Annotated in this window: 13 protein-coding genes; 8 read left to right on the top strand and 5 right to left on the bottom strand. The window is 71.6% G+C overall.

Annotated elements, in window-relative coordinates; genetic code table 11:
* Nucleotides 1–332 precede the first annotated feature (332 nt).
* A complete protein-coding gene (locus P1P70_RS32695) occupies nucleotides 333–1616 on the top strand; it encodes an MFS transporter (protein WP_319244234.1) in 1284 nt (427 codons plus the stop codon).
* A gap of 231 nt (nucleotides 1617–1847) precedes the next feature.
* On the opposite strand, the gene P1P70_RS32700 is transcribed toward P1P70_RS32695, so the two are convergent.
* Entirely contained in the window at nucleotides 1848–2555 is a 708-nt protein-coding gene (locus P1P70_RS32700) for a PepSY domain-containing protein (protein ID WP_319244236.1), read from the bottom strand.
* Nucleotides 2556–2736: 181 nt separating this feature from the next.
* Here P1P70_RS32700 and P1P70_RS32705 point away from each other — a divergent pair, with 181 nt between their 5' ends.
* Both P1P70_RS32705 and P1P70_RS32710 read left to right on the top strand, forming a co-directional pair.
* Entirely contained in the window at nucleotides 2737–3405 is a 669-nt protein-coding gene (locus P1P70_RS32705) for a response regulator transcription factor (protein ID WP_319244237.1), read from the top strand.
* Nucleotides 3402–4823 (top strand): HAMP domain-containing sensor histidine kinase, encoded by a 1422-nt coding sequence (locus P1P70_RS32710; RefSeq protein ID WP_319244239.1) that lies wholly within the window; start codon nucleotides 3402–3404, stop codon nucleotides 4821–4823. The genes P1P70_RS32705 and P1P70_RS32710 overlap by 4 nt, the downstream gene beginning before the upstream one ends.
* Before the next feature lie 127 nt (nucleotides 4824–4950).
* Here P1P70_RS32710 and P1P70_RS32715 read toward each other — a convergent pair whose 3' ends face one another.
* The 4 genes from P1P70_RS32715 to P1P70_RS32730 form a co-directional block, all read right to left on the bottom strand.
* Complete coding sequence (locus P1P70_RS32715) at nucleotides 4951–5427, bottom strand: MarR family winged helix-turn-helix transcriptional regulator (protein ID WP_319244242.1); 477 nt, start codon at nucleotides 5425–5427, stop codon at nucleotides 4951–4953.
* Nucleotides 5428–5562: 135 nt separating this feature from the next.
* Nucleotides 5563–6360, bottom strand: coding sequence for an AIM24 family protein (locus P1P70_RS32720; protein WP_319244254.1), 798 nt, complete (start codon nucleotides 6358–6360; stop codon nucleotides 5563–5565).
* Between the two features lie 2 nt (nucleotides 6361–6362).
* Complete coding sequence (locus P1P70_RS32725; RefSeq protein WP_033529327.1) at nucleotides 6363–7013, bottom strand: AIM24 family protein; 651 nt, start codon at nucleotides 7011–7013, stop codon at nucleotides 6363–6365.
* A 1-nt stretch (nucleotide 7014) separates the two neighbouring features.
* Nucleotides 7015–7647, bottom strand: a complete 633-nt coding sequence (locus P1P70_RS32730) for an AIM24 family protein (RefSeq protein ID WP_319244244.1) — start codon at nucleotides 7645–7647, stop codon at nucleotides 7015–7017.
* Between the two features lie 177 nt (nucleotides 7648–7824).
* Here P1P70_RS32730 and P1P70_RS32735 point away from each other — a divergent pair, with 177 nt between their 5' ends.
* The 5 genes from P1P70_RS32735 to P1P70_RS32755 form a co-directional block, all read left to right on the top strand.
* Nucleotides 7825–8169 carry a DUF3817 domain-containing protein gene (locus tag P1P70_RS32735; protein ID WP_319244246.1) on the top strand — a complete coding sequence of 115 codons (345 nt, stop codon included), beginning with the start codon at nucleotides 7825–7827 and terminating at the stop codon, nucleotides 8167–8169.
* Entirely contained in the window at nucleotides 8166–8459 is a 294-nt protein-coding gene (locus P1P70_RS32740) for an MTH1187 family thiamine-binding protein (RefSeq protein WP_319244249.1), read from the top strand. The genes P1P70_RS32735 and P1P70_RS32740 overlap by 4 nt, the downstream gene beginning before the upstream one ends.
* A gap of 175 nt (nucleotides 8460–8634) precedes the next feature.
* Nucleotides 8635–9390, top strand: a complete 756-nt coding sequence (locus P1P70_RS32745; RefSeq protein WP_319244250.1) for a hypothetical protein — start codon at nucleotides 8635–8637, stop codon at nucleotides 9388–9390.
* An 86-nt stretch (nucleotides 9391–9476) separates the two neighbouring features.
* Nucleotides 9477–10133: a DUF4166 domain-containing protein gene (locus tag P1P70_RS32750; protein ID WP_319244256.1), complete on the top strand. Its 657-nt coding sequence runs from the start codon at nucleotides 9477–9479 to the stop codon at nucleotides 10131–10133.
* A partial coding sequence (locus P1P70_RS32755; protein WP_319244252.1) for a helix-turn-helix domain-containing protein occupies nucleotides 10130–10640 on the top strand: 511 nt, incomplete at its 3' end. The genes P1P70_RS32750 and P1P70_RS32755, both read left to right, overlap by 4 nt.

Genomic DNA, 10640 nt, shown 5'->3' on the forward strand with positions numbered 1-10640 from the left:
CATTTTTTTTTTAAGTCTACGCCCTTCACCCATGTCTCTACTAAGCCTGTCGCAGACAACCGCAGTACCGTTTAAGAGCCTGTCCCCCGTTCGCGCAGTTCCCCGCGCCCCTGAAGACCGGACCCCGTTCGCGCAGTTCCCCGCGCCCCTGAAGACCGGACCCCGTTCGCGCAGTTCCCCGCGTACCCGGACCCCCGAGCTCTCTCGCGAACTGCTAGCTTGGCCGCGTGTTCACTCACCTTGCGTAGAGACGCCCCCCGCAGGCGACGTCGTTCCGTCGCCGCGCGGGGCATCGGTGTCCCCTTCACGCCTCCCGGTGAGGAACCTTTCGTATGTCCGCGATCTCCCCGCGGCCGTCGTACGCCGCGGTGCTCCGCCTCCCGTACGCCCGCCGCACCTTCGCCGCCGCACTCGTCGGCCGGCTCTCCTACGGCATGGTGCCGGTCGCCGTGCTGCTCGCCGTGACCCGTGCGACGGGGTCGTTCGCCGTCGCCGGCGCGGTCATGGCCCTGTTCGGGGCCACCAGTGTCTTCCTGTCGCCCGCCCGGGCGGCACTCGTCGACCGGTACGGCCCCCGTCGGGCGCTGCCGCCGATGGTCTCGCTGTACGCCGCGCTGCTCGGCCTGCTGGCGGTGGTGACCTGGCGGCCGGGCGCCTCGGCCCCGGTGCTGGGCGCGGTCGCGGTGGCGGCGGGCGCCTGTACGCCGCCGCTCGGGCCGACGATGCGCACGGTGTGGAGCGAACTCGCCGCCGACCGGGGGCTGTTGACGCGCGCGTACAGCCTCGACGGGGTCGCGGAGGAACTGCTGTTCGTGTCGGGGCCGTTGGTGGTGGGCGCGGTGGTGCAGATCGCCGCTCCGGCCGTCGCCGTGGTCATGGGCGCCGTGCTGGTGGCGGTCGGAACCCTCGGGTTCGTCGCCTCCCCGGCCGTGGCGCGTGTCCCGGGGCGGGGCGCGGTGCCGAACGAGCCTGCGGGCCGACGGAGTTCGAGGGTCGTCTCCGGGGTCGTGCCGCCCGTCGTCGCGGCCGCCGGGGTCGGGCTGTCGCTCGGTGCGCTCGACCTGCTGGTGCTGGCCTTCGCCGAGCAGCGGGGCCACGGGGACGACGTGGTGGCCTGGATCTTCGCCGCGCTGTCCGCCGGGAGCGCGGTCGGCGGGCTGTTGTACGGCGCGGTCGAGTGGCGCTCCGGTGCTCGCGTACGGCTGTCGCTGCTGACGGCGGGGCTGGGGCTCGCCCTCGCGGGTGCCGGGCTCGCCCCCAACCTCGCCGTCCTCACCGGCGCGGTCGTGTGCGCGGGGCTCTTCGTCGCCCCGGCCCTGACCACCGCGTACCTCGTCGCCGACGCCTCCGCCCCGCCCACGGCCCGCACCCGGTCCGGCGCCTGGGTCAACACGGCCGTCAACGCGGGCATCTCGGCGGGGGCGGCCGCCTCCGGGCTGCTGGTGTCCCGGGTCTCGCCCGCCCTCGGCTTCGCCCTCGCGGGCGCTGCGGCCCTGCTCGCGGCGGCGGTCGTGGGCGTGGGGAGCCGGGGAGGCCGTGCGGACGGGCCGGAGGCGGAGGGGCACACGACCGGGCGGGTGATGAGCGCGGAGGCGGGGGCGGCGGAAGCGCCGTGAGGTGAGCCGACCGCAGGAACGGCGGTAGGGGCACCCGGTGTCGGGTGCCCCTACCTGGGGGTGAGGGAGGCCGCGCACCTCTGGGGGGGTGAGGTGTCGGGCTTCCCGGTGTGGAAGGAGGAGTCGGGCTCATGGGGTGTGGGGGGAGAGCGCCGGTCCTCCTGGAGGGCGACGTCAGGCCGAGGGGGTCGGCCGGGTCGTCCTCCCGGTGGTTCAAGGGGGCCGAGAGGGTCAGTCCTCCGTGCGGTCGGCCGTGACCTTGCCGGAGTCGAGGTTCACCCTCCAGTCGCTGCCGGTGCCGTCGGCGGCGGTGGTGTCGGCCTCCCAGGCCTGGTCCGCGCTCTCCTCGTCGAGGTCCACGGAGGTCACCGTGCCCTTGTCGGCGGCGGCCTCGGCGGCCTCCGCGGCGGTCACGGAGCTGCCCTTGAGCGCGTCCCGGATCTGCCGGGTCTCGGCGGCGTCGTCACCGTCGTCGTCGCGGTCGGCGTGCGTGCCGAGGACCTTGCCGGTGCTCGGGTCGACCTGGACGCTGAACCACTTGTCACCGGCGGTCAGGACATCGACGTCCCACACCAGGTTGGTGCCCTCGTCGTCGAGGTCGGCGGAGACGGCCGTACCGGCCTTGGCCTTCAGCGCGGTGGCGATCGCCTCGGCGGCCGTGACCCCACCGGCCTTCGCCTCGGCCGCGTTCTCGGCCTTGTCGTCCGCGTCCTGGTCCGTGTCGCGGGCGGCCCGGTCCTCGGCCCTGTCGTCCGCCTTCTCCTGGGCCGTGTCGTCGGAGTCGTCGTTCACGTCGTCGCGGCCGTTGTCGTCGTTCGACACCGACACGGTCTTCTTCGCCGGCGCCTCGTCGTCACCCGCGACCGCGATGGCGGTCGCGGTGCCGCCGCCGATCAGGGCGACGGCCGTGATGGTGGCGATGACGATGTTGCGCTTCATGGGGTTCCTCCAGGATGCGACTGGCTGCAACCAGTTACGGATGATGTCGCCGGTTGCAGAGGGCTTGTCTGGCTTATCCGCCTCGTCTGCTTTCGACGGGAACCAATCTGGCCGACCGACGCTGAAGCGGACCTGAAGCCCCCTGAAGACCGCTTCAGGTTCGGTTTGCCAAGCTGAGCGCATGCGCCTGTTGATCGTGGAAGATGAGAAGCGGCTCGCGGTGTCGCTGGCCAAGGGCCTGACGGCCGAGGGGTACGCCGTGGACGTCGTCCACGACGGGATCGACGGACTCCACCGGGCGAGCGAGGGGTCGTACGACCTCGTGATCCTCGACATCATGCTGCCCGGCATGAACGGCTACCGGGTCTGCGCCGCCCTGCGCGCCGCCGGCCACGACGTGCCGATCCTGATGCTCACCGCCAAGGACGGCGAGTACGACGAGGCCGAGGGCCTCGACACGGGCGCCGACGACTACCTGACCAAGCCGTTCTCGTACGTCGTCCTGGTCGCCCGGGTGAAGGCGCTGCTGCGGCGGCGCGGCCCCTCGGGCGGCGCCTCTCCCGTGCACGAGGTCGGCGAACTGAAGGTCGACACCGCCGCCCGCCGCGTGTTCCTCGCCGAGGACGAGATCACCCTCACCACCAAGGAGTTCTCCGTCCTGGAGCAACTCGTCCTGAGAGCCGGTGAGGTCGTCTCCAAGGCCGACATCCTGGAGCACGTCTGGGACTTCGCCTACGACGGCGACCCGAACATCGTCGAGGTCTACATCAGCGCGCTGCGCCGCAAGCTCGGTTCCCCGCTCATCAAGACCGTGCGCGGGGCCGGATACAGACTGGAGGGCCGCTCGTGAAACGCCGTCTCGGCTCGGTACGGGCCCGGGCCACCCTCGCCGCGACCGTCGTCGTCGCCGTGGCCCTGGTCGCCGCCGGGGCCGCCGTCCTGCTCTCGCTGCGGTTCACCCTCACCGACAAGGCGGACGCGGAGGCCGACTCCGTGGCCCGCAACGCGGCCTCCGCGCTGGCGAGCGGGTTCGCCTACGCCGAGCTCAGGCTGCCGGACGGCGACGAGAACCCGGTCGAGGTCCTGGACCGCGACGAGAGGCCCGTCGCGGTCGGCGAGGACGTCGAGGGCATGGAGGTGACCGCCATCGACTCGGACCGGCTGAACTCCGAGACCAACGACGACGCCGACGACCGGGCGGAGGGCGACCAGGACGCCGAGGACGGGGGCAGCCTCACGGCGGGCGAGGTCGCCGACGAGACCTGGTACGGCGAGGGTTCCGCGACCGTCGAAGGGGTCACGGCGGACTACCGGTTCGCCGGGGTCGACGTGGTCACGCCGGCGGGCGTGCCGCTCACCGTCTACGCGGGCGCCCCGCTCTCCACCGAGGAGGATGCCGTCGGCACCGCGCTGACGACCATGCTCATCGGGCTGCCGCTGCTGCTGCTGACGGTGAGCGGGGTGACGTACGTCGTCACCCGCCGGGCACTGCGCCCCGTCGAGGGCATCCGTGCTGAGATGGCGGCGATCACCGCGTCCGAGGACCTCTCCCGTCGCGTGCCCGAGCCGGACACGCACGACGAGGTCGCCCGGCTCGCGCGCACCACCAACGAGACGCTGGCCGCCCTGGAGGCCTCGGTGGAGCGGCAGCGCGCGTTCGTCGCGGACGCCTCGCACGAACTGCGCAGCCCCATCGCCTCGCTGCGCACCCAACTGGAAGTGGCGGCCGCGCACCCGGAGTTGCTGGATCTGGACGGGGCGGTCGAGGACACCGTGCGGCTGCAGAGCCTCGCCGCCGACCTGCTGCTGCTCGCCCGCCTGGACGCGGGGGAGCGGCCGCCGCCGGACGCGCGGTTCGATCTGGCGGAGGTCGTACAGGAAGAGGTGGCGTCCCGGGAGGGCGTGACGCTGGAGGGCGTGGACTCGGTGGAACTGCGCGGCTCGCGCAACCAGATCTGCCGCGTCCTCGGCAACCTCCTGGACAACGCGGGCCGCCACGCCCGCGATCGCGTCGCCGTCACGCTGCGCACCACGTCCGACCGGGCGGTCCTCCAGGTCGTGGACGACGGCACGGGCGTCCCGCCGGCCGACCGCGAACGCATCTTCGAACGCTTCGTCCGCCTCGACGAGTCCCGGGCGAGGGACGACGGCGGCGCGGGCCTGGGCCTCGCGATCGCCAGGGACATCGCCGTACGCCACGGAGGCACCCTGACAGTGGCAGACGCCCCGGGCGGCGGAGCCCTCTTCGAGCTGAGGCTGCCTCGCTGAGGCGGGGGCGCCGAGGAACCGCCGTTCACCCAGGGGCGCGGGGAACTGCGCGACCGGCCACGACGTACCCGCGGCCGTCAACCGTCCCGCAGTTCCCCCGGCGCCGAACCGCCCCCTGAGCGGAGCGCTACGGTTTACCCCTGTGGCTCCGGAGGTGCTCCGCGATCGGCACCAGCGACTTGTGCAGCTCCGCCAGCGCCTCCTCCGGCAGCAGATCGATGAAGTGCCGCCGCACGGAGGCGACATGGTGCGGCGCCACCCGCTGCATCGTCTCCATGCCGTGCTCCGTGAGCACGGCGAACAGCCCGCGGCGGTCGGACTCGCAGTTCTCCCGGCGCACCAGATCGGCGCTCTCCATCCGGGTGATCTGGTGCGAGAGGCGGCTCTTGGACTGGAGCGTGGCGGCGGCGAGGTCGCTCATCCGCATCCGCCGCCCCTCGGACTCGGAGAGGTTCACGAGGATCTCGTAGTCGTTCATTGTCAGGCCGAACGGCTGCAGATCCCTTTCGAGCTGGTGCGTCAGCAGCCTGTTGACGTCCAGATGGGTGCGCCAGGCGCACTGCTCCGCATCGGTCAGCCAGCGCGTGGCCGTTTCGGTCTCCATGAATGAAGTCTACCTAAAATGTTGAAAGGCGAACTAGTGAGGGTTCGTCGTGTCGCTCGTACGGGCAGGTCGGGTCTGACGGTGTGGAGCATGACAACGCGCACACGTTCGATGTCACACTCCGCAGACTACCGCTCACAGCCCGAAGCGACGCTGGAGGTCCCCCAGCTGTCCGGGAAGACGCGGTGCCCCCGCCGGCTGTCCGTGATGCCCGGGTACCCCACCGCCACCGGGTACGCCCGGCTCGTGCGGGACCGTGCCCGTGGCCTGCTCGGCCATGAGCGTCTCGGAGGACTGGAGCAGCACCGTGCCCGCCCCGACGAACTCGAACTGGTGCTCCTCCCCGGAGGCGCCGCCGAGCCCTGTCATCGCACGTAGGCCGCCCATCAGACCCGTCATGTAGCCGTGGTCGTAGTGGTGGCACGGGGAGGGGCAGTCGGCCCACCCGACCAGGGCCTGCGGGTCGACCCGGATGGGGGGTTCCATGAACACCACCGGGCCGTTGGAGGCTGCCACGAACTTGCCCGTGCCGATGAGCGTCAGGAAGCCCGGGACGATCGACTGCTTCAGCGCGAGAGTTGGCTGAAAAGCGAGGAGGTTGCCCGAGCGAATGGTGAGGTTCCCGTCCTCCAAGTCATATGAATTGACGTCGAAGGCCCGGTCGGCGAGGAGCATCTTGCCGGAGCCCTGGGCCACGACCCAGTCGCTCGCGTGCAGAGGCGAATGGAACGAGGAGCGGACGAGGCGGTCGAGTCCGCCGTGCCCGATGCCGTTGAACTCCATCTGCCCGTAGTAGGCGATCATCTTGCCCTTCTGCAGGAACCACTGGCTCCCCTTGAGCTCCACGCAGAAGGTGTAGTTGTTGACGTTGTCGTCGGACGGCAGCGTCATCGGGTCGTGGACGGTCGGTCCGGCGACCGGGGCCCCGTACATGCTCACAGCTTCTCCTCCGAGGCCTGGACGTACACCGCACCACTGCCGCTCAACTCCAGCTGGAACGCCTCGCCGGAGCCCCGGCCCACCATGTCGCGCCAGCCGAGCGCGGTGGAGAGCTTGTTGCGTACGTCGCCGTGGTGCGCCACGTACGCCTGCGGGTCGACATGGACCGGGCGCTGGGGGGTGATCGGGACCTCGATCACCCCGCCGTGCGCCATGACGGCGACGGCGCCGTGCCCCTTGAGGGTCGTGGTGAACAGGCCCTGGCCGGTCACCTGGCCCCGGACCATGCCCATGACGCCGCCCTGCGAGCCCATGAACATCGTGCCCTGCTGGAGGGTGCCGTCGAAGGCCAGCAGCCGGTCGGCCTCGACGTAGAGCGTCTCGCCGGTCAGGTTGATCACCTGGATGTGGTGACCTCCGTGCCCGAACAGGACCGTGCCGCTGCCCTCGACGGTCATCAGCGGCGTCGCCTCGCCCGCCACCCGGCGGCCGATCATCGACGCGATACCGCCCTGGCCGCCCTGCATGTTCGGGGTGAAGGACACCTCGCCCTTGTACGCGAGCATCGCGCCGCGCTGGCTGAACAGCCGCTGGCCCGGCATCACGGTCGCCTCGATCATCTTCGAGTTGATCTCACGGAAGGCCATGTCAGACGTCCCCCGCCACCGTGTTGCGCTCGCTGGGCTGGACGTACACGAGTCCGTCGCCCTCGAAGCGGATCTGGAAGGCCTCGCCGCCACCCTCGCCCATGAACGTGCGGAACGTCACACCGGACTGGAAGGACTGCTGGAGGTTGCCCTGGTGCGCGATGTACGCCCCCGGGTCCACCGTCAGCGGGTACTGGTGGCTCACCCGCAGCACCACCGCCGGACCGTCGGACATGATCGCCGCCTGGCCGTGGCCCTCGACGGTCGTGGTGAACAGGCCGTTGCCCTGCGAGGCGCCGCGCAGCCCCGTGAAGCTCGTGCCCGTACGCAGCCCGGAGTCCGTCGCGAGCAGATTGCTCGACTCCACGTACAGCTTGTCCCCCTGAAGATTCACGAGGTTGATCTCGGAGGCCCGGTCCGCGAACCAGCAGGTCCCTTGCCCGGTCACCTCCATCAACGTCATCTGTTCGCCCGTGAGGCGGCGCGTCACCATCCCGCGCAGGCCCTCACCGCCGCCGCTGAGCTTCTTGAACGTCATCTGGCCGTCGTAGGCGACCATCGAGCCGTTCTTCGCCTTCACGGCGTCCCCGGTCATGTCGACGGCCAGCACTTTGCTGCCTTGAAGTCGGAACATTGCCACGGGGTGACGTTAACCGGCCGATGGCCGGACAGGACAGGGCCCAGCGGTGGATCTCGACCCTGAAGTGACCCTAGGGGACGTCGGCCGCTCGGCGGATGCCAGAATGGTCCGAGCTTGTGCTTCCGTTCACAAACGCTTCCGTTCACAAACCGACCCCACCGAAGGTGACCCGTGGACATAAAGACCGTCTCCGCCCTCCGCCGCCTGCGCCTCGTCTCCGCCCCCGAGGCCGTCTCCTTCCTGCTGCTGCTCGTCTGCTCGGTGCTGAAGCGGACCACGGAGTTCGACGCGGTGCCCGTGATGGGCTGGGTCCACGCCATCCTCTTCATCCTGTACCTGGTCTTCTGGGCCGACGCCTGGAACCGTACGAAGTGGTCGCTGAAGACCGCCGCGCTCTACTTCGCCCTCGCCGTCCTGCCCGCCGGCGGCTTCTTCGCCGAGCGCAGGCTGCGCCGCGAGGCCGAGGACGCGGTGATCGCCGGCCGCGCCCGCAAGGAAGGGGTCGTGAACGCGTGATCGTCGCCTTCTCCGTGACCCCCCTCGGGGTCGGCGAGGACGTGGGGGAGTACGTCGCCGACGCCGTACGGGTGGTGCGTGAATCGGGTCTGCCGAACCGTACCGACGCGATGTTCACCTCGGTGGAAGGCGGCTGGGACGAGGTGATGGACGTCGTACGCCGGGCCGTCGCCGCCGTCGAGGAGCGCGCGCCCCGCGTCTCCCTCGTCCTCAAGGCCGACATCCGCCCCGGCGTCACGGACGGCCTCACGTCCAAGGTGGAGACGGTGGAGCGTCACCTGTCCGAGTAGCCGTCGGCCGTACGGCCGCCCGCAGAACCCCGGTCCCTGTGGACCGGGGTTTTTCGCGCCGAGCCGTTTGAGCGATCGCTCAAATCCGAGTACGGTCGTGCCCAGCACATTGAGCAGTCGCTCAAAGTCCGCTCAAAAGTCGTGGAAAGACCGCATCGACCCGGGGGGAACGCGGATGGGGCTCTACATCGAGACACGAGTACGGGCGGACCTGGAGGAGGTGTGGGCCCGCACCCAGAACCCCGCCCTCCACCAGCGCTGGGACCTGCGCTTCACCGAGATCGACCACCTCCCGCACACGGAGGGCGAGCCTCAGCGCTTCCGGTACGCCACCCGCGTGCTCCCCGGCCTGACGGTCGCCGGGACCGGGGTCTCGGCCGGGGAGAAGGAGCGGCCGGACGGCACCCGGACCTCGGCGCTGCGGTTCGCCTCGCCGCACCCGCTCTCCCTGATCGCCGAGGGCAGTGGCTACTGGCGCTACGTCCCGGACAGCGACGGCGTCCGCTTCCTCACCGGCTACGACTACCGCCCCCGCTGGGGACGTCCGGGCGCCCTCGCCGGCCGGGTGCTGTTCCGCCCGCTCATGGGCTGGGCCACCGCCTGGTCCTTCGACCGCCTCCGCCTGTGGCTGGAGCGGGGCATCACCCCCGAACGGGCCCTGCGGCGCTGGCTCGCCGAGGCGGTCGTACGCGGGCTGACGATCGTGGCCGCCTGCGCCGGGCTCGCGTGCGGGGCACTGGGGGACCCGGCGGGCGTGCCGGCGCAGCTCGCGCCGCTCGCGCTGTTCGCGACTCCGGTCCTGGCCGTGTCGGCGGTCCTGGCCGCCCTGCTCGTCCCGCCCCTGCCCGGCACCCCGTCCGCCCGCCGCTGCGTGCGGACCGCACCCGCACGCGCGCGTGCGCCCCGGCTGCTCGCGACCCTGAAGGGATGACCGGCATGGCCGCCGCGACGCCTCCGGGAACCACCTCGTCCCCCTCCCCTTCGCCGGCCTCCCCGGCCTCCATCTTCCGCACGGTCATGGGCGCGGACTTCGACGGGCTCCATCCCGAGCTGCGCCGCCGCTTCTCGGTCGGCCTGGCGAGCGGGCAGGCGTGCACGGGCCGGGGTGTGATGGACCGCGTCTGGCACGGGCGGGGCCTGGTGAAACCCTTCCTCGCGCTCGGGGGCACCCGGAACATCCTCGTCCCGCGCGAGGGGCGCAACGTCCCCTTCACCATCGAGAACGTGCCGTACGCCGACGGTTTCGGCCGTGAGACGGTGACCTTCGTGCGTACCTTCGACCTGCCCGGCCGGCCGCGCCGGTTCGACGCCCAGATGGTGCTGAGCCCCAAGGGCGACCGTGTCCTCGACTACCTCGGCACCCACCAGCACCTCGCCAGCGACCTGCACTTCGCGGCGGAGCCCGACGGGTCGCTGCTGATCCGCTCCGGCGAGCACCGCTTCCGTGAGGGGCCGGTCGACGTCCGCGTCCCCGGGCTCATCGGCGGTGACGCCGAGGTGCGGGAGCGGTTCGACGAGCGGACGGGACGGTTCCGGATCCAGGTGCGGGTGGTGAACCGGCACTTCGGCCCGCTCTTCGGCTACGAGGGCTCGTTCACCGCGACCTACCAGGACGTGCGGGTGTGCGCGGTGCGGCCCGGGTTGCGGCCGGTCCGTGAGGAGGCGCGGGCGTGAGCGCGGAGACCCGGACGAAGCTGCTGGAGGGCGCGCTGCGGACGCTCGTCGAGCAGGGGATCGCCAAGACGTCCGCGCGGACGATCGCCGCGACCGCCGGGGTGAACCAGGCGCTCGTCTTCTACCACTTCGGGTCCGTGGACGAACTCCTGGCGGCGGCCTGCCGGTACGGGGCGGAGCAGCGGGTCGCCCGCCACCGGGAGCGGATGGCCGAGATCGGCTCGCTGTCCGAACTGCTGGCCTTCGGGCGGGAGATGCACGTGGAGGAGCGGGCGGCGGGGCATGTGGCCGTGCTGGGGCAGCTGCTGGCGGGGGCGCAGACCCACGCGCGGCTGGCGCCGGCGACGGCCGCCGGGCTGGACCTGTGGATCGCGGAGGTCGAGGGGGTGCTCCGGAGGGTCCTCGCGGCCTCGCCGCTCGGGGAGTTCGCCGACGCGGGGGGGCTGGCTCGGGCCGTGGCGGCTTCGTTCGTGGGGCTGGAGCTGTACGAGGGGGTTGATCCGGAGG

Source organism: Streptomyces sp. MB09-02B, from assembly GCF_033794485.1.
Taxonomy (GTDB): domain Bacteria; phylum Actinomycetota; class Actinomycetes; order Streptomycetales; family Streptomycetaceae; genus Streptomyces.